Source organism: Haloterrigena sp. KLK7, from assembly GCF_037914945.1.
GTDB lineage: Archaea > Halobacteriota > Halobacteria > Halobacteriales > Natrialbaceae > Haloterrigena > Haloterrigena salinisoli.
In genome coordinates this window covers 37,326-55,949 of the sequence record NZ_CP149790.1, presented here as the reverse complement: position 1 = coordinate 55,949, position 18,624 = coordinate 37,326, and the positions used below count along the sequence as shown (strand labels likewise).

The following is an 18,624-nucleotide window of genomic DNA, read 5'->3' as shown; positions in this document are numbered from 1 at the left end:
TCTCGGCAATGACCGTTGATCTCGTCGTACGCAACTGTACCGTCGTCACGCCGGCGGGCCGCTCGCCCGACTCGGGCGTCGCCGTCGAGGACGGTGAGATCGTCGCCGTCGGCCGCAGCGACCGGCTTCCCGACGCGGACCGCGTCGTCGACGCCGAGGGGAACGTGTTGGTGCCGGGCATCGTCGACTGTCACATCCACAACCGCGAGCCCGGCCTGGAGTACAAGGAGGACTGGGAGTCGGCCACGCGGGCCGCGGCCGCCGGCGGCGTGACGACCGTCGTCGGGATGCCCAACACGGATCCGGTCATCGACCGACCGGACCACCTCGAGTTGAAGTTCGAGCGCGGCGAGGCCTCGGCCCACGTCGACTTCCAGAGCTACGCGGTCGTCACGAGCGAGAACCTCGATCGCATTTCCGACATCGACGCGGTCGGTCCGCTCGGGTTCAAGATCTTCCTCGGGTCGACGGTGGGCGACGTCCCGCCGCCGAACGACGGCGAGATCCTCGAGGCGATGGAGAAGATCCGGGAGACCGGCAAGCGGCTGGGATTCCACGAGGAGAACGGCGAGATCATCGACCACTACACGGAGAAGTTCAAGGCCGAAGGCAGGAACGACCCGATCGACCACTCCCACTCCCGGCCCGTGATCGCCGAGCGGGAGGCCGTCGAGCGGATGATCACCTTCGCCGAGGAGACCGGCGCGAAGGTTCACATGTTCCACGTCTCCTCGGGGTCGGCCGCCGAGGCCGTCGCCCGCGGGAAAGAGCGCGGCGTCGACGTCACCGCCGAGACGACGCCCCACTACCTCTGGTTCACCGAGGAGGTCATGCGCGAGAAGGGCAACCCGGCCCGCATTCAGCCCCCGATTCGGGACGCCGCGGAGCGCGAGCGGTTGTGGGAGGTCGGCATCGACGAGGGCGCGATCGACGCGATCGCGACCGACCACGCGCCGCACACCCCCGAGGAGAAGAAAGTCGACGATCCGTTCGGGAACACCTGGGACGCCATTTCGGGATTCGTCGGCCTCGAGACCGAGATTCCGGTCATGCTCACCTTCGTCGATCGCGGGCGGCTCTCCCTCGAGGAGTGGGTGCGACGCCACTCGACGCGACCGGCGCAGGTCTGGGGGATGTATCCGCAGAAGGGTTCGCTGCAGGTCGGCACCGACGCCGACTTCACGATCGTCGACCCCGACTTGGAGTGGACCCTCGAGGACGCCGACGAGTTGCACTCCAAGAACTGCGTGACGCCCTTTATCGGCGAGTCCTTTACCGGCAGAGCGGTGGCGACCGTCGTCCGCGGCGAGGTCGTCTACGAGGACGGCTCGGTCGTCGGCGACTCCGGCTACGGGACTCGAGTCGCGGTCGACGAGGCGAGCGACGTCGGCGACGCGTAACGGTGGTCGCCGATCGCGGTTGCCCGTCAGCGACCGCGATCGACCGCCGACAGCGCCGTTCGTTTTCGACCGGTAGTCCGATATCCGTCCGACCGAGGTTCGATATCCGTCCGACCGGGAACGGATGTCGTTAGTCACGACGATTCTCATCTCCTGAAAGCGGCGGTGGGTTTATATTCACCGTCCGATCCATCGGATTCGATGAGGGTCACCACCTATGACGGAACCCGAATCCGAGGCAGACGAGGACCGAGAGACGGACGAGGCAGACAAGACGGCGGAGCTTCGGTCGGTGTACCTCTCCGTGACCGACGGTGACACCGATCCCGTCGTCGAGTCCCAACAGGAGGACTCGACGAGCCGGGAGATCCGCGAAGAACGCGCCGACGAGGCCGTCGGGCCGGCGGAACTGCACGGGCTCGACGACGCGATCGACGACGCCGAACCCGCCGACTAACAGTCGGCGTCGTTCGCGTTCGTCGCGGGCCGCCCTTCGCTACGGAGGACCGTCCCCGCCGTGCCCGCTATCTGCGGGCCAAATTCCGTTACTCGAGAGCCACAGCCGCGAGTCACGCTTGTCGCTACTCGAGGTCGGCTCCGACCGCGTCCTCGACCGACGAGAACCCGTCGCGCTCGAGCAACGCGACCAGTCCCCGGTTGATCCGCTTGGCCGTCGACGGTCCCTCGTAGACGAAGCCGGTGTACAGTTGTACCAGTGACGCGCCCGCGCGAATCTTCTCGTAGGCGCTCGCGGCCGAATCGACGCCGCCGACGCCGATAATCGGCAGTTCGCCGTCCGTGTACTCGGCGACCGTCCGCACGACGGCCGTCGATCTGTCTTCGATGGGGGCGCCGCTGAGCCCGCCCCACTCCTCGCGGGCGGGCGACTCGAGGCCCTCGCGCGTCGTCGAGGTGTTGGTCGCGACGATGCCGTCCAGCTCGAACTCCCGAACGATGTCGACGAGGTCGAGCACCGACTCCTCGGGTTCGTCGGGGCCGATCTTCACCAGCAGCGGGACGTCCGCGTCGTTTTCTGCCTCGAGAGTCTCGAAGATCTCCCGGAGATGGTCGGGCGAGGCCTCGTCGAACTCGTCGGGCGTGTTCGGACAGGAGACGTTGACGACGACGTAGTCGGCAAAGGGCGAGAGCCGATCGAAGACGCGCCGGTAGTCCTCGATCGCCTCCGCCTCCGTCGAGGAGTTCATCTTCCCGATGTTGACGCCCAGCGGGAAGCCGGGCGCGCCGTCGGCCTCGAGTCGCTCCTTGACGGCCTCCATTCCCTGCCCGTTGAAACCCATCCGGTTGATCATCCCCTCGTCCTCCCGGAGGCGGAAGAGCCGGGGGCGGTCGTTGCCCGTCTGCGGGTAGGGCGTGACGGTGCCGATCTCGACGAAGCCGAAGCCCAGCGCCTCGAGGGCGTGGGTCACTTCGGCGTTCTTGTCGAAGCCGGCCGCGATCCCGACCGGGTTCGGAAACGTGGTGCCGAAGAGATCGACCTCGAGGGCCGGATGGTCGTATCGGTAGGCCGCGGCGAGGGCCCGCCGCGTCGGCCACGTCGACTGGGCCGCCCGGAGCGTCCGCTTGCCGAGATCGTGAGCGGTCTCGGCCGGCAGTTTGAACGCGAGGGGGCGAACCCGCGAGTACAGCGTCATTTGCTGGTAGTCGGAACGGCCGATAAGTAAACGTCTCGAAGACGGGATCGTCGACTGCGGCCTCGAGCGACGATCGGTCCGGAGGGGGCGGTTCCTGTCTGGGGTCGTGGCGGGAGTTCGGACGGATCAGTGACTCTCGAGCAGTCCTATGATTATGCCGCTGCCGATACTCGTCCCAACGAAGCCGCTCTTGACGTCGGGGTCCAGTAGCCGTCGACGTCTCCGTGGAACTTCGCGCGCCGTCGACGAGGACGATGTCGCTCTCGGGGCCAGTAGTGAGCATCGTGGGTTCGTCCACTCGAGTTCGTTCACTAGTAGCACGACTCCGGACCGAGTGTGGTTTCGATTCCTCCCAAGAGAACTGCGGACGCGGTGGTGTCCCGTAGACAGGCACACCGCTCTGTCCGCAGTTCCGTAGCCGAGAACGAAATCAGAACAGCGGACACGGTGGTGTGGGGTCGATCAGTCCATCACTGTTTCCGCAGAAGTTCCGTACGGAGAGGGTGGCGTGCAAGGCGGTGCGTCACGCGATATTTATATAACCACCGTGTCCGGAGTGTCCGAAGCTCTGTTATTTATATATCATAGACGGACACACCCACACCACTATGTCCGCTGTTCTCTGTCCCTTGCTGATCCGTTGGTCACTCTCGTACTGTGAGGAAAGGGGCCTACCGCCGTTTCAGCAATTCCGACCGAGCCGTAACGGGTGACCGTTGATGGACCAAGTCAACACCCACCTCTGTTTCAGCAATTCGATCGCGACTCTGGGGAACTGTGATTAGGTCGGCACCTGATGCACCCCCACCACCGTTTCAGCAATTCACTACTCCCTCCCCCCGTTATCGAAGTGTAAACCGACGATCGATCAATGGACTAATACAGAGAGATACCGCCTCAAGGAGGCGAATCAGCGAGGAACCTCAACTGTTCAGTGTGGCTTGAATACAGAAGAATTTATTATAGTAGGATAGAAACTGTATCCGTAATATAGTTACAAGTAATGTAGGTTAGTGATGTAGTTTTCGTCTCGTGTAAGATTCCCTATGTCCTCTTTACTGCTCTTCTTTAGCTCGAGATTCTTCCAACTGAACTCACTGCGACCTGAAGCAACTCCCCACATGACGCCTAACGATCCGACCTGTGCCGGATTTACACTTCGATAACGGGGGGAGGGGCTGAAGGAGAGCGAGCGCCGAAAGGATCAAATCCCGTTCATCGAAGTGACTCTACCTTCGGTCTGACTTCGAGAGCAGTTACACTCCGATAACGGGGGATGACTGGTTGAGTGGAAATCAGTTCTCGTGGAACTCTCTAAGTTGCGTGATAACGATCGTCTGGATCGGCTCATCATAATCCGCGACGTTCGCAATTCGCGAATCCTCACTGAGTCGGTCTAGTACTCCCGCCGGGTCTCCGGTGAACGTGAATTCCATATACATACCGCGGCCCCGACCCCTACTCTTACGGGTCGTCGCAACGAGGCCATACGTCGAGAGTTCCTTGACGTATTTGACGTACGTCTCTCGAGTCATTTGATCAGTATCGAGTTCGTCAGTCAGCCACTGGTAGACCTTGAACCCGACTGGACTCGGTACGGAGCTACTCGACCGATTCGAGTACTGAGCGACCGCTCCTGTTGCGTACAGCGAGACCTTTTTCTGAGTAGTGAGGCCATCGATGAGTTTCATCGACCGATCTTTGTCGATCTCCTCTTGGGAATCACGAACGTGAACTTCAGTGACCACCTCGTCGCCGCGCTCATCTGCGAGATCGCCGGCTCCGCGAAACAGATCGATGGCCTTGCGAGCATCGCCGTGGCTCTGTGCCGCAAACGCTGCGACGAGCGGGATTACGTCGTCGGAGAGTGCATTAGGTCGAAACGCGTCGCGGCGATTCGTAAGTATCTGACGCAGTTGATTCGCATCGTAATCGGGAAAGTAGACGTCTCGAGGATTGAACGAACTCTCCGCTCGACCGTCGATATTCTCCATGAAGCGCGGATCATTCGTCAGCGCTGCGACTGATACTCGACCTTCGATATCGTTCGTGCTACTCGCTTGAGACAATTGGTAGAGTAGCCTCGAATAGGCTGGTTCAACGTGGTCCGGACGTCCGACAAGGAGATCGATTTCGTCGAGAATGAAAATGACCGAATCGTAGTGATCGTTGATCAGTTCGTAGAGGCGACGATACTTCCGCTGGGTTGAGACACCCGTTTCGGGAACGCCGATCTCGGTACCGACATCAGTCGCGACAGTCTTTACGAGTTCGTATACCGCTTGATCGAGCGTATTAATCGCTTGGCAGTTAATGTCGATAACACCGAAGATAACTCCGTTGGATTTGCACAAGTCGATTATTTGTTGCGTAACAGCGTTAATTATCAGCGATTTTCCCGTCCCTGCCGGACCATAGAGGAGCATATTCGGCGGTCGATTTCCCTGAAGCGCCGGTCGCAAGAACGACACGACTGACTCGAGTTGATCGTCCCGACCGACGATTCGTTCCTCGTCGATGATCGTTTCCGGTTCGACGAGATCGCGATTAACGAACACGGAGGTGTTTTCCTCTCCATCGAGCATTTCTCGAATCGTACGCTGCGTGTTACTCGTTGCGGTTTGAGGTGTTCCCGCTTCCGAGTTGTGGTCTTCCGGCGCCGAGTACAGCTCAGAATCATCTGTCCTCTGCTGTGATTCATTGCTCGACGTTATTTGACCGGCTTCATCTTGTTCGCTCTTATCCATATGATTACTGTATGCTCTATATTGAAAATATTTCCCTATTCGATGTGTATACAGATGATATTCTGAGCGTAGGCCTTTATCCTCGAAAAACGGGATTCCTTCTATTTCACCTCTATCGAAGTCTATAGTCCTCCGGCTGCGTCCCGACCTCTCGGACTACCCCGACCGGCTGCGCGGTCGACGACGCGGCGCACTCGCGTTTCAGCACCATCGACGTTGCTCGAGACCTGAGTGACGATCGGTCCGGTCAGTAGCTCTCGAGCAGTCCCATGATCGCGCCGCCGCCGCCGATACTCATTCCGACGAAGCCGCGTTCGACGTCGGGATCGTCGCGGATCTGGTAGGCGAGGCTGGCCGCGAGCATCCCGCCGGAGGCACCGATGGGGTGGCCGAACGCGATCGCGCCGCCCTGCGGGTTCATCTTCTCGCGCGGGATGCCGACGCGATCCATGACGTAGACCGCCTGCGCGGCGAAGGCCTCGTTGATCCAGTAGGCGTCGACGTCCTCGACCGCGAGCTCGTTGCGCTCGAGGAGCTTCTCGACGACGTCGCCGACGGCCTCGTTGAACCGGTCGGGATCGCGGTAGGCGGTCGCGTAGTCGACGAGCCTCGCCATCGGCTCGAGGTCCCGATCGCTGGCCGTTTCCTCGTCGGCCAGCAGCACCGCCCCCGCGCCGTCGCTGAGTTTCGAGGCGTTGCCCGGCGTGATGGTTCCGTCCTCGCGAAACGACGTGGGAAGCTCGGCCAGATCGGACAGCGTCGAGTCGGGGCGCGGTCCCTGATCTTCGGCGACCGTTCCGCCGCCGGTCTCGACGGGGACGATCTCGGCGTCGAACCGCCCCTCTTCGATCGCTTCGGCGGCCCACCGGTGGCTCTCGAGGGCGTACTCGTCCTGTTCCTCGCGGGAGACCCCCTCGCGGTCGACCATCCCCTCAGTGATCTCGCCCATGTGAACGTCGAGGTTGACGTCCCACAGCGAGTCCAGCAGCATCGAGTCCTTGATCTCGACGTCACCGTGGCGACGTCCCTTCCGGTAGTCGGGGAGGATCCACGGCGCGTTGGTCATCGACTCGAACCCGCCCGCGATCGCCAGTTCGGCGCGGCCGGCGGCGATCCGATCCGCTGCGAGCCCGATCGCGCTCATCCCGGATCCGGAGGCCTCGTTGATCGTCGTCGCGCGCGTCTCGTTCGGGAGGTCGGATTCGACGACGACCTGCCGTCCCGGCACCTGACCGATGCCGGCCTGAATGGCGTTCCCGAGACCCACCCAGTCGATATCGCCCGTGTCGACGTCGACACGCTCGAGGAGACCGTCGATCGCCGTCCGGCCGAGTTCGACCGCCTCGACGTCCGCGAGCGATCCGAGCAGCGTTCCGTGGGGCGTCCGCGCGCCGTCGACGAGGACGACGTCGGGTTCGCTGTCAGCGCCGGTCATGGACGCCCGGTCGACGCGAACGCGAATTGAGGTTGGCCGTGAACGCGCGCCGCGAGACCCGACCCCTCGCTCGGAGCTGGTGCCACGTTGGCGCAGTCACTCGGTCACCGTCTCCCGAATTCGTTCCGATTCACTACCTGAATCAAACGGTATTATTACGGCTAGAAAACTGGTCATATGTCTAGTTATAGATCTATCACAAATACATTTCACACAAAGTATATGCCGAACCGACCGTCAGGATGCGACGACAGTAACGAATGACTGTACTAGACGAACTATTCGACCGCATCGGCGGCCTTCGCGAGGTCGGCGAGCGAACGACCGTCCACTACGAATGCCGCCGCTGCGGGCTCACGCTCTCGAAGGACGCCATCGGGTGTCCGTCCTGTGGCTCCGACGAGATCGCGGCCATCCCTCTCTGACCGGATCCCAGGCGTCGCGGGGGCCCGCATCGCGAGGCCTGACACCACGGAGTCGGCCGCCCAAAGGTCCCGCTCTCGACGGTTCGCTCCGCCGCTACAGATCCTCGGGCTGGGTCCCGATTCCTTCGGGCCAGCCCGGCGGTGCCGCCGCGGACGGCTCGGCGTATTCGCGTTTCAGCACCATCGGCGTCCGCTCCAGGCTCAACACCAGATCGCCGTGCTGGTTGTACGCCCGGAGTTCGGTCTCGACGATGCCGACGTGGTCGCGGGACTCGAGTTCCCGCTTGCTCAACACCTCGCTTTCGGCGAAGATGGTATCGCCGTGGAAGACGGGCTCGTGGTGTCGGACGTCATCGTAGCCGAGATTGGCCGTCGCGTTTACGGAGACGTCGATGACGCTCATCCCGACCGCCAGCGCGATGACGAACGTGCCGTCGACGAGGCGCTCGCCGAACTCCGTCTCGGACGCGTAGGCCTCGTTGAAGTGCATCGGGTTGAGGTTCATCGTGACGTTGGTCATCCAGACGTTGTCCGTCTCGGTGACGGTTCGGCCGAACGGATGCTTGTAGATATCGCCGACCGCGAAATCCTCGTAGTAGCGGCCGTGCCAGCCCGAAACGAGTCGCTTCTCGGCTGATTCGTCGGCGCTCCGTGCGGTGGCGGTATCGTCCGGTGAGTCGGTCATCTCTCCCGTCTACCAGTCGTACGTACGTAGTCCCAACCGCCAGCAAACCCGTCGTCTCGCGGGACCGCGGCACGCTCGAGGCGAGCTCGGGAGAGAACGAGATTCGAGAAGGCGGGTCACTCAGCGTCGGAACCGCTCGCGTCCTGCCGCCGGCGATACGCCTCGCCGACCCGTTCGGCGTCGGGGCCGAACTCGTCCTCGAGCAGTTCGGGCACGTCCGCGGGCCGGACGTTCGAGTACCACTCGTCGCGGGGTTGGATCGCGATCGCCGTGCCGTCCTCGCTGCACAGTCCCAGACAGCCGGTTTCGACCACCGAAATCGGATTCCAGAACGCGCCGCGCTCGCGCAGCCAGTCGGTGACCGCCTCGAGGGTCGCCTGCCCGCCGACGTCGGCACAGCAGGCGTGGTCGGAGTCGCGGTCGTTCGTACAGACGAACACCTGTGCGTCGAGTCGGTCGCGCTGTCGGTCGGTTTGCCGTTGCATCTCAGGGACTCGCCGTGAGCCGATCGCCCGATTCGGCTGTGTCCCCCGCGGGTTCGGCCCGCCGCCGGAGCCGATTGAACGTGCCCGCGATCAGCACCCAGATCGCGGCCTGGCTCAGCGCGGCCAGCGCCTGATACGTCGTGACGAGTTCGCCGGCGACGTCGGGCTGTGTGACTACCGTCGGCGTGACCAGCGGCAGGACGATCGCGACCGCGGCGATCGGCACTGCGGCGGCGAGCACGCCGAGCGCCGGGTGCCGGGGCGCCGTTCGCCCGTACGCGAGGATCGCCGCCGCCGAGACGATCGCACCGAGGACGACGAGACCGACGTAGATGCCGATCCTGGCGTCGACGCCGTAGAGGTGGTCGGCGCCCGGCGCTGCGGGCGGAACCACCAGCCACGGCGTCGCCGAGACGGTCAGGAATCCGGCGCCGGCGAGAACGTACGACTCGAGTCCGTCGCGGCCGGGAAGCGCCGGCTCGAAGAGGTACAGCGCGACGGCGAAGAGCCCGCCGAGGAGGATCGCCCAGAGGACGCCGCTGCCGACGCTGACCAGCGCCGTCGTCGTCTCGGAGACGACGTGTTCGGCGCCCTCCTGTGCGTGGCCGTGGCCGTGACCGCCAGCGGCGTGATCGTGGCTGTGGCCGGCGTGGTCGTGGCCGGCGTCGTGGACGTACTCGGTGAGCGGGTTCGCGACGAACGCGACGTACAGCCCGTACGCGAGGCCGGCGACGACCCCCGCGAGGACGCCGCGCTGCAGGTAGTCGGCGAGCATCGCTCAGTGACAGACGATGCCGGCGCCGTGCCGGAAGTTGTGCATCGCGTCGTGGGCGAGTGGCTCCTGCAGGAAGAGCAACGTGAACGCGATCGCCGCCGCGAACAGCAGACCTGCCGCGACCTGCATCGGCGTCAGTTCGGTGCGTGCGGTCTCGATTCGACCGTGAACGGTCTCGTTCGTTGCCGTCATGAAATTCGATTTGCGATAGAACAAGTGTGGTTGTAAAAGTACCGGTCGGCCGGCTGATCCACGAGTTGACCCGTGTTATCGCCGCGACGGAAAACGCGGCCGTTCGTCGTGACCAAGCCGTGAAAATCCAGCAAATCGACCGGCAGTCTGGCAGATAACGAAATCGTTTTCCTACAGGTGGCGCTTGACTCGACTAACGACGAGTCTCATGAATATCCATCGACGGTCACCAGGAGGGATGTGCCGTGGCGGCTGAACGCGTACTCGTACCGCTGTCGGACACGGTGACCGTCCGACAGACGGTCGGCTACGCGGTCCAGTCGGGCCTCGAGTCGGCCGACTCCCTCGAGTGCCATCTGGTCATCGCCCTGCCCTACGACGTCGACCTGCCCGAAGGGAAGCGGTCGAACGAGGAGGCCGAGGACCTGCTCGAGCGGGCGGAAAACTGGGTCGAGGAGGACGCCGGCGGGACCGACGTGACGATCGAGACGGCCGTTCTCGGGACCGACGAGTATCTCTTCGGACCCCGAGATTACGCCGAAATCTTCCGGACGTACGCCGACGACCACGGAATCGATCGTCTCGTGCTCGATCCGGAGTACAGCCCGGGCGTCACCGCCTCGATGCTCCAACCGCTCGAGCGGGAACTCGACCGCGTCGGCCTGACCTACGACGAGGCGCCGGTCGAGCGGCCGGCCCGCCACGGCCGCCTCGTCGGGTCTCACGAGGGGTTCGATCGCCTGTTCGCGACGTTCTGGATCTCCTTCGGTTTCTATCTCGTCCTGGGTGATCCGTTCTACTGGTTCGATCTCCTCACCGGCGCGGCGGTCGCCGGCATCGTCTCGGTCTCGCTGGCCCACGTCACCTTCTCGGTGCCCCTGGACAGGGTGCAGTCGCCGCTGCGGGCCGTCCGGTTCGTCTTCTACATCCCGTATCTGCTCTGGGAGATCGTCAAGGCGAACATCGCCGTCTCGGCCGTGATCCTCCGGCCGTCGATGCCCATCGAGCCGACGCTGACTCGCGTCAACGCACGGGTCCGCAGCGGTCTCCCGCTGCTCGCGCTGGCCAACAGCATCACGCTGACGCCGGGCACGCTGACGGTCCGGGCTAACGATCAGCAGCTGCTCGTTCACACGCTGATCCCGTCGGCTCGCGAGGACCTCTTCGACGGCGGCCTCGAGAAGGCGATCCGCTTCGTCTTCTACGGGCGCGAGTCGGCGGCGATCCCGTCGCCGAAAGAACGCGACGACGCCGAGATCGTCGGAGGTGACGAACTGTGACGCCCGTTCCGCTCGAGGACATTTTCCTCGTGGCGGCGGCGCTGTTCGTCGTTCTCGCGATCGTGCTCTTCTACCGCGCGGTCGTCGGCCCGACCACGCAGGACCGGCTGCTGGCGGTCAACGTCCTCGGGACGAACACGGTCGTCATCCTCGCCCTGCTGGCCGCGGGGCTCGATCAGTCGTGGTTCCTCGACGTGGCGCTGATCTACGCGCTGCTGAACTTCCTGATGTCGATCGCCATCTCGAAGTTCACCGTCGAGCGGGGTGGTGTGCTGTGACGGAGCCGATCCCGCTGCAGGCGACCGCCGAGACGCTCCGGTTCTGGGCGATCGTCGTTTGCCTGGGGCTGGGCGTGTTCTTCACGCTCGTCTCGACGGTCGGCGTTATCCGCCTCCCGGACATCTACGCGCGGGCCCACACGGCGTCCCAGACGGACACGCTCGGCGCGGGCTTCGCACTGGCCGGCGTCGCGATCGCCTTCGGCTGGCAGCACGCGGCGGTCTACACCGTCCTCCTGCTGTTCTTCGTGTTCATCACGAATCCGACGGCGGCCCACGCCATCGCCCGCTCTGCAGCGGAGACGGGCGTCGACCCCGTTCTCGAGGAGGAGGGCGCCGACGAGACCGAGGCCCACGCCGAACCCGAGGGTGAGACGCGATGAGCCTGTTCGCCTACTCCCTCGCGGTCTTCATCCTCGCGACGGCCGTCGCGACGGCGCTGTTCCGCGACGTGCTGTCGGTGATCATCGTCTTCGGCGCCTACAGCCTCGGCATGGCGATCCTCTACACGTTCCTGCTGGCACCCGACGTGGCGATGACCGAGGCCGCGATCGGCGCCGGCGTGACCACGCTCCTGCTATTGTTGACGATCGCGCGCACGACCCGACCCACGACCGATCGGCTCGCGGAGCGGATCCACGTGCCGGCGGTCGTCGCCGTCGGCGCGCTCGTGCTCGTGCTGTGTACCGCGGTCCTGCCCGAGATGTACGCGGTCGGCGGAACGGAGACGCCGGTCTGGTCGAACCCCGAGGTGACCCAACACTACATCACGGAGACCTACGAACAGACCGGCGTCGAGAACGCGGTCACGTCCGTGCTGGCCGCCTACCGTGGGTTCGACACCTTCGGGGAGGCGGTCGTCGTCTTCGCCGCCGGCGTCTCGACGCTCGTCGTGCTGAAACGCGAGGTGTTCGCCTAATGCCCGAATCCTTCGACGATACCTACACCGAGAGTCAGGTGATCATGACCGCCGTCAAGATCATCGCACCGTTTACGCTCACCTACGGGCTGTTCATGACCTTCCACGGGGGCGACGCCCCCGGCGGCGGCTTCCAGGGTGGAACCATCGTCGGCGTCACGATCCTCATGCTCGCGTTCGCCTTCGGGATCGAACCCACCCGACAGTGGCTTCGAAACTCCCTGCTCGTCGGCCTCGTCACCGGCGGCGTCGTCATCTTCGGTGCGATCGGCCTCGCGATGATCGCGCTGGGCGGGGACTTCCTCGAGTTCTATCAGCTCAAGGAGGTCTTCCACATCAAGCCGAAGTGGGGGCTCGAGGCCGTCGAGATCGCCGGCATCTCGCTGATCGTCTCGGGGACCATCATCACCCTCTTCTTCGCGATGGCGGCGGGATTCGAACCCGAACGCCCGAGCGGGACCGGGGGTCTCGAGGAGCGCCGCGGATCGGCCGACAGGGAGGTGAGCGACGATGATTGAACTCCTCGCGAGCCGCTACACCTACGTGCTGCTGTTCGTCCTGCTGGGTATCGGGATCTACATGGTGATCGCCAGCGAGAACCTCGTGAAGAAGCTGATCGGGGTGAACCTCTTCCAGACGGCGATCTTCCTGTTTTTCGTCTCGATGGCGTACATCGACGCCGACGGCGCGTCGGCGCCGATCGTCCCCCACCACGGCGAGCCCGGGGAGGTCATGGTCGCGAGTCCGCTGCCCCAGGTCATCGTGCTGACCGCCATCGTCGTCGGCATCGCGCTGACGGCGGTCGGGCTGGCGCTGATCATCCGCATCTACTCGGAGTACGGGACGCTCCGCGAGGACACCCTTCGGGAGGTGCGTGCCGATGAATAGCAGTCTCGTCGAACTGCTCCCGCCGCTGCTGATCGTCGTCCCGATCCTCGCGGCGACGCTCCCGATCGCGCTCGGCCTGTGGTTCGACCGGACCGGGTGGGCCGTCGCCGCGGTCACGACGACCGGGCTGTTCGCCGCCGCCGCCTCCCTCGCGAGCGTCGTCCACGCCGACGGCCAGGTGACCCACGCCCTCGGCGGGTATCCCCGCGAGTACGGGATCGAACTCGTCGCCGACCAGTTCTCGATGCTGATCGCCCTGCTCGTGACGGGGGTCGCCACCGGTGTCCTCGCGTACACGCGACGCGGGGGCCCGCGCGGGAACACCTTTTACACCGCCTACCTGCTGCTGGTCGGCGGCCTGCTCGGCATCTCGCTGACCGGCGACGTCTTCAACCTGTTCGTCTTCCTCGAGATCACGAGCCTCGCGACCTACGCGCTCGTCGCCGCCGGCGACGGTCCGGAGTCGGCGGTCGCCGCCCTGAAGTACCTGATCCTGGGGACCGTCGCCGCGTCGATGTACCTGATCGGCGTCGCCTTCGTCTTCATGGAGACGGGGACGCTCAACATGGTCGAGCTGGCCGAGGCGATCCCGAACGCGGACCGTCCACTCCTGATCCGCGCCGGGTTCGCGTTCATCGTGGTCGGGTTCGCCACCAAGGTGGCCCAGTGGCCGCTGCACAGCTGGCAACCGAGCGCCTACCAGCAGGCCCCCGACGGCGCGACGCCGCTGATCGCGTCGCTCGTCTCGACGGCCTCCGCGTACGCGTTCGGCCGGCTGATCGTCACCGTCTTCGAGGTCGACTACCTCGCCGGGATGTCGAACGCGGCCGCGATCGTCCTCACCGTCGGCTGCGTGAGCGTCCTCGCGGGGACCGTCCTGGCCGTGATTCAGACCGAGGTCAAGCGGATGCTCGCGTACTCGTCGGTCTCGCAGTTCGGACTGGTGATGGCCGCCTACGGGGTCGTCGTCGCCGGCGGCTCCGAGACGGCGTTTATCGGCGCGGCGATCCACCTCGTCGGCCACGGAATCCTGAAGGCCGGCCTCTTCCTCGCGGTCGCGATCGTCGCGACGAGCCACGGCGCTCGCACCGTCGACGAGTACGCCGGCCTCGCCAAGCGACGGCCGGTCGTCGCCGGCGCGATGGCCGTCCTCCTGCTCTCGCTGGTCGGCGTCCCGCCGGCCGTCGGCTTCGTCGGCAAGTGGTACATCGCGCTGGGCGCCGTCGAGGCCGAGCTGTGGCCCGTCGCCGCCGTCATCTTCCTCAGCACCATGCTCACCCTGGCATACGTCGCCCGCCTGCTCGAGAAGATGTACTTCACGCCGACTTCGGTCGTCGACTCGCCCAGTCCGTCGGGGGTCGCGACCGACGGCGGCGACGATTCCACTGACCCGGCCGGAACGGACGACGGCGCGATCGAGACTCCGCTCGCCGCGGGCGTCTCGTACGATCCGTCCGGCGGTCCCGGTCGCGACGGCCCCGGCCGATCGGCCGATCCCGTCTCGACCGGCATGGTCGCGGTGGTCGTCGTCGCGGCGGTCGTCGCGGTCGCGCTCGGCTTCGCCGGTGGCGCGTTCGCCGACTTCCTCGAGCCGTTCCTCACGGAGGTGTTTAACTAATGGTTGCAGACCTACGACCGCTCGCCGCCGTGTTGGTGTCGGCGGTCGCGATCGTCCTGATTATCGCGTCGCATCGCCGTCCGAATCTCCGCGAAGGCTGGTCCGTGCTGGCCGCCCTCGGGAAGTTCGGAATCGTCGCCAGCATGCTCCCCGCTGTCATGTCCGGCACCGTCTACAGATGGAGCCTCTACGAGAGCACGGGGATCCGGTTCCTCCCGGGCGTCGACTTCGCGCTGCGGGCGGATCCGCTGGGGATCTTCTTCGCCTTGCTGGCGAGTTTCCTCTGGATCTTCACGTCCTTCTACGCGGCGGGCTACATGCGCGGGCTCGACGAGCACGCCCAGACGCGATTCTTCGCCTCGTTCGCGGCGAGCCTCTCGGCCGCCGTCGGGATCGCCTTCGCCGCGAACCTCGTGACGATCTTCGTCTTCTACGAGCTGCTCTCGCTGGTGACCTATCCGCTGGTCGCACACAACGAGGACAGCGAGGCCCGGATCGCCGGCCGGAAGTACCTCACCTACACGTTCTTCGGCGGCGGGGTCTTCCTGCTGGCGGGGACCGTCATGGTCTACTGGCTGACCGCGTCCGTCAACGGCGATCCGACGCTGGCCTTCGAATCCGGCGGGATGGAGGCGCTCGCGACGGCTGCACAGGCCGAACCCGGCTTCGCGCAGGCCGCCTTCTTCCTGCTGATCGCCGGCTTCGGCGTCAAGGCGGCGCTGATGCCCTTACACTCGTGGCTCGCGGACGCGATGGTCGCGCCGACGCCGGTCTCCGGGCTGCTCCACGCGGTCGCGGTCGTCAAGTCCGGCGCCTTCGGCGTCGCGCGGGTCATCCTCGACGTCTACGGCCCCGGCCTGATCCGCGATCTGCCCCTCGACGTCCCGGGGATCGGCGAGGTCGGTCTCAACATCCCCGTCGCGATCGTCGCCGCGTTCACGCTGACCGCGGCGAGCATCATCGCGATGCGCAAGGACCACCTCAAGCGCCGGCTGGCCTACTCGACGACCGCACAGCTGTCCTACATCGTACTCGGACTCTCGATGCTGCATCCCTACGCGATGGTCGGCGCCCTGTTCCACATCCCCGCTCACGCGTTCGCGAAGCTCACGCTGTTCTTCTGTGCGGGGGCGATCCACGTCGAGACTCACACCGACTACATCAGCGACATGGCCGGCATCGGGAAACGGATGCCCCTGACGATGAGCGCGTTCACGATCGGCGCGGCCGGGATGGCCGGCCTCCCGCCGATCGCCGGCTTCGTCAGCAAGTTCTACATGCTGATCGGCTCCGGCTACATGGGCGGCGAGTACTGGATCTTCGCCGGCACGCTGCTCCTCTCGGGCGTGCTCAACATCGCCTACTTCTGGCCGGTCGTCTACACCGCCTTCTTCGAGAGCGAGGACCGCCACGACGCGAAACCGGTCCTCGAGTTCCCGCGCGGCGGGATCTTCGAGTCCTACGGCGATACCGCACAGGGCCAGAAGGAACACGTCGCCACCGACGGGGGTCCCGATCGGTCCGAGCGGGAAGCCCCGGCGGACGCGGACGACGGGGTAGACGCGTCGACGACGGACGACGCGTCCACCGGTGACGCCGTCGACGACACCGACGAGGACTACGAGTACGCCGTCGACCGGTATCCGAGCGATCACACCGTCTCCGAGAACACGCAGGGCGAACACGTCAGCTCCGTCGATCACCACGGCGACCACGACGACCACCTCACCGGCGGACCCCCGGCCGGCGGCTGGCAGCGACACTCGCCGTTCGGCGAGAGCACGTGGCTCATGCTGGCGCCGATCGCGATCATCGCGACCGGCGCGGTCGTCCTCGGGATCGGCCCCGACTACGCCGTCTTCCTCGAGCTGGCGACGCGCATCGTCGAGGGCGTCTTCGGCGTCGACTCCTTCGACCAACTGCAGGGCCTGTCCCTCGAGGAGGCCCTGGAGGTGATGTCCGAATGATCGAGAGCGACCTGCTGACGATGGCCTACCCGCCGCTGCTCGTCTTCGCAGCGGCGCTGCTCGTGCTCGTGCTCCCGCGGATCGTCGGCTTCGCCGCCGGGGCGCTCAGCCTCGCGGGGGTGCTGGCGGTCTCGGTGTACGCTCCCGGTGGAGAGTACCTCACCGGTACCTTCCTCGGCTTCGACGTCGTCGCCTTCTACGTCGACGGCTTCTCGCAGATGATCGGCGTCGGGCTGGGCTTCCTCGGGATCTGTACCGTTATCTACGCCTACTCGAGCGGGGCGAGCCGGGAGCTGGTCGCGATCGCGCTGACCTACGTCGCCTCCTCGCTGGGGGCGGCCTTCGCGGGCGACTGGCTCGTCCTCGTCTTCATGTGGGAGCTGATGGCGGTGACGAGCACGCTGGTCGTCTGGCACTACGGCGGCGACGCCGTCCGGGCCGGCTTCCGCTACGCGCTCTTCCACGGCACCGGCGGCGTGATCGTGTTGCTGGCCGTCGCCGCCCACTACGTCGAGGCCGGCACGTTCGTCTACGACGGGAGCGGGATCGCCGCCGGACTGCCGGCGATGCTCGCGGTGCTCGGGATGGGCGTCAACGTCGGCTTCGTCGGGCTCCACACGTGGCTGCCCGACACCTACCCGCGACCGCACTTCGCGGCGTCGGTCTTCCTCTCGGTCTACACCACGAAGACGAGCGCGTTCGTCCTCTACCGAGCGTTCCCCGTCGGGGCCGAGAGCGATCTGGGCATTTACATCGCGTACATGGGCGGCCTGATGTCCGTCTACGGGGCGACGTTCGCCCTGTTACAACACGACATGCGGGCGCTGCTGTCCTACCACATCCAGGCCCAGCTCGGCTACATCGTCGCCGGGATCGGGATGGGCGCCTGGATGGTGGAGACCGAAATCGCGACCGCCGGGGCGATGAGCCACCTGTTCAACAACATCCTGTTCAAGAGCCTGCTGTTCATGGCCGTCGGCGTCGTCATCTTCCGCACCGGCGAGGAGGACCTCTACGAGCTGGGCGGACTCTGGCGCGAGATGCCCCTGACGGCGATCGGGTTCGCGCTCGGGGCGCTCTCGATCACCGCGATCCCCGGCTTCAATGGCTACATCAGCAAGGGGATGCTCTTCGACGCGGCCGACCCCCACTACTACGGGGTCCACGAGTTCGAAGCGCTGTACTGGCTGCTCTGGCTCGGGGCGATCGGCACCCTGCTGTCGTTCATCAAACTCGGCTACTACGTCTTCCTCCACGGCGAGAGCGACATCTCGGTGTCCGACGCCAAGCCCGGCCAGACGGTCGCGATGCTCGGGATGGGCGGGGCCTGTCTGCTCTTCGGCGTCTGGTGGCAGGGGCTGGCCGACCTCGCGCCGACGCTGCACGCCCACGGCGGCGGCGAGTTCACGTTCGCCTATCCGAACGGCGGCGAGGGCCACCTCCATCCCTACAGCTCGAGCCACCTCGAGACGGCGGGGATCCTGACGGCGGTCGCGCTCGTCACCTTCGTCGTCGTCCGCAAGCCCCTCTCGAAGCTCGATCTGGGCGATCCGGCGCGAGTCGTCTTCCCCGCGGGCTACTACGTCGGCCGGTGGTCGATGCTCGCGACGACCGAGCTCTACCGGGTCGTCGACGCCGCGGCCGTCGGCCTCGTCAAACGCTGCTACTGGGTCGGCAACAACCCCGTTCTGGCCGTCGACGCGGCCGCCCGTCGGCTTCCCATGGTCGACGTCGAGGAGCGACAGCCGACCGACGGCGGTCGGCCGTCGACGATTCACCTCCGAATGGGTATCGGAACCACCGTTCTCCTGTTGACCATCGTGCTGACGGTGATCCTGTGGCTCCTGGTCAGCTGACGGGCGCGGGGCGGGGTTCGGA

Annotated in this window: 19 protein-coding genes; 12 read left to right on the top strand and 7 right to left on the bottom strand. The window is 65.4% G+C overall.

Going from position 1 to position 18,624, the window contains the following annotated elements; translation table 11 throughout:
* Window positions 1-8: 8 nt before the first annotated feature.
* Entirely contained in the window at window positions 9-1,400 is a 1,392-nt protein-coding gene (gene allB, locus WD430_RS21890; protein WP_339106459.1) for an allantoinase AllB, read from the top strand.
* A 217-nt stretch (window positions 1,401-1,617) separates the two neighbouring features.
* Window positions 1,618-1,857 carry a hypothetical protein gene (locus WD430_RS21885; protein WP_339106458.1) on the top strand — a complete coding sequence of 80 codons (240 nt, stop codon included), beginning with the start codon at window positions 1,618-1,620 and terminating at the stop codon, window positions 1,855-1,857.
* A 124-nt stretch (window positions 1,858-1,981) separates the two neighbouring features.
* Here WD430_RS21885 and WD430_RS21880 read toward each other — a convergent pair whose 3' ends face one another.
* The 3 genes from WD430_RS21880 to WD430_RS21870 all read right to left on the bottom strand — a co-directional run bounded on the left by WD430_RS21880 (window position 1,982) and on the right by WD430_RS21870 (window position 7,234).
* Window positions 1,982-3,052 (bottom strand): quinone-dependent dihydroorotate dehydrogenase, encoded by a 1,071-nt coding sequence (locus tag WD430_RS21880; protein ID WP_339106457.1) that lies wholly within the window; start codon window positions 3,050-3,052, stop codon window positions 1,982-1,984.
* Window positions 3,053-4,347: 1,295 nt separating this feature from the next.
* Window positions 4,348-5,637, bottom strand: a complete 1,290-nt coding sequence (locus WD430_RS21875; RefSeq protein ID WP_339106509.1) for an orc1/cdc6 family replication initiation protein — start codon at window positions 5,635-5,637, stop codon at window positions 4,348-4,350.
* 409 nt (window positions 5,638-6,046) lie between these two features.
* A complete protein-coding gene (locus tag WD430_RS21870) occupies window positions 6,047-7,234 on the bottom strand; it encodes a thiolase family protein (RefSeq protein WP_339106456.1) in 1,188 nt (395 codons plus the stop codon).
* Window positions 7,235-7,494: 260 nt separating this feature from the next.
* Here WD430_RS21870 and WD430_RS21865 point away from each other — a divergent pair, with 260 nt between their 5' ends.
* A complete protein-coding gene (locus WD430_RS21865; RefSeq protein WP_339106455.1) occupies window positions 7,495-7,659 on the top strand; it encodes a hypothetical protein in 165 nt (54 codons plus the stop codon).
* A gap of 94 nt (window positions 7,660-7,753) precedes the next feature.
* Here WD430_RS21865 and WD430_RS21860 read toward each other — a convergent pair whose 3' ends face one another.
* The 4 genes from WD430_RS21860 to WD430_RS21845 all read right to left on the bottom strand — a co-directional run bounded on the left by WD430_RS21860 (window position 7,754) and on the right by WD430_RS21845 (window position 9,796).
* Window positions 7,754-8,344 carry a MaoC family dehydratase gene (locus WD430_RS21860; RefSeq protein ID WP_339106454.1) on the bottom strand — a complete coding sequence of 197 codons (591 nt, stop codon included), beginning with the start codon at window positions 8,342-8,344 and terminating at the stop codon, window positions 7,754-7,756.
* Window positions 8,345-8,460: 116 nt separating this feature from the next.
* Window positions 8,461-8,829: a (2Fe-2S) ferredoxin domain-containing protein gene (locus WD430_RS21855; protein WP_339106453.1), complete on the bottom strand. Its 369-nt coding sequence runs from the start codon at window positions 8,827-8,829 to the stop codon at window positions 8,461-8,463.
* Window position 8,830: 1 nt separating this feature from the next.
* On the bottom strand, window positions 8,831-9,604 hold the full coding sequence (locus WD430_RS21850) for a CbtA family protein (RefSeq protein WP_339106452.1): 774 nt from the start codon (window positions 9,602-9,604) through the stop codon (window positions 8,831-8,833).
* 3 nt (window positions 9,605-9,607) lie between these two features.
* Window positions 9,608-9,796 carry a CbtB domain-containing protein gene (locus WD430_RS21845; RefSeq protein ID WP_339106451.1) on the bottom strand — a complete coding sequence of 63 codons (189 nt, stop codon included), beginning with the start codon at window positions 9,794-9,796 and terminating at the stop codon, window positions 9,608-9,610.
* A 245-nt stretch (window positions 9,797-10,041) separates the two neighbouring features.
* On the opposite strand from WD430_RS21845, the gene WD430_RS21840 reads away from it, so the two are divergent.
* From WD430_RS21840 to WD430_RS21800, 9 genes are read left to right on the top strand one after another with little or no spacing between them, the layout of a single operon-like run.
* Entirely contained in the window at window positions 10,042-11,076 is a 1,035-nt protein-coding gene (locus tag WD430_RS21840) for a monovalent cation/H+ antiporter subunit E (RefSeq protein WP_339106450.1), read from the top strand.
* Window positions 11,073-11,354: a cation:proton antiporter gene (locus tag WD430_RS21835; RefSeq protein ID WP_339106449.1), complete on the top strand. Its 282-nt coding sequence runs from the start codon at window positions 11,073-11,075 to the stop codon at window positions 11,352-11,354. The genes WD430_RS21840 and WD430_RS21835 overlap by 4 nt, the downstream gene beginning before the upstream one ends.
* Complete coding sequence (gene mnhG / locus WD430_RS21830) at window positions 11,351-11,737, top strand: monovalent cation/H(+) antiporter subunit G (protein WP_339106448.1); 387 nt, start codon at window positions 11,351-11,353, stop codon at window positions 11,735-11,737. The genes WD430_RS21835 and mnhG overlap by 4 nt, the downstream gene beginning before the upstream one ends.
* Window positions 11,734-12,273, top strand: a complete 540-nt coding sequence (locus WD430_RS21825) for a DUF4040 domain-containing protein (RefSeq protein WP_339106447.1) — start codon at window positions 11,734-11,736, stop codon at window positions 12,271-12,273. The genes mnhG and WD430_RS21825 overlap by 4 nt, the downstream gene beginning before the upstream one ends.
* Complete coding sequence (locus WD430_RS21820; protein ID WP_339106446.1) at window positions 12,273-12,791, top strand: MnhB domain-containing protein; 519 nt, start codon at window positions 12,273-12,275, stop codon at window positions 12,789-12,791. The genes WD430_RS21825 and WD430_RS21820 overlap by 1 nt, the downstream gene beginning before the upstream one ends.
* On the top strand, window positions 12,784-13,161 hold the full coding sequence (locus WD430_RS21815; protein WP_339106445.1) for a cation:proton antiporter subunit C: 378 nt from the start codon (window positions 12,784-12,786) through the stop codon (window positions 13,159-13,161). Before WD430_RS21820 ends, WD430_RS21815 begins: the two co-directional genes overlap by 8 nt.
* Complete coding sequence (locus tag WD430_RS21810) at window positions 13,154-14,779, top strand: proton-conducting transporter membrane subunit (RefSeq protein WP_339106444.1); 1,626 nt, start codon at window positions 13,154-13,156, stop codon at window positions 14,777-14,779. The genes WD430_RS21815 and WD430_RS21810 overlap by 8 nt, the downstream gene beginning before the upstream one ends.
* Entirely contained in the window at window positions 14,779-16,746 is a 1,968-nt protein-coding gene (locus WD430_RS21805; RefSeq protein WP_339106443.1) for a proton-conducting transporter membrane subunit, read from the top strand. Before WD430_RS21810 ends, WD430_RS21805 begins: the two co-directional genes overlap by 1 nt.
* On the top strand, window positions 16,743-18,602 hold the full coding sequence (locus WD430_RS21800) for a Na(+)/H(+) antiporter subunit D (protein WP_407067163.1): 1,860 nt from the start codon (window positions 16,743-16,745) through the stop codon (window positions 18,600-18,602). The genes WD430_RS21805 and WD430_RS21800 overlap by 4 nt, the downstream gene beginning before the upstream one ends.
* Window positions 18,603-18,624: the final 22 nt, after the last annotated feature.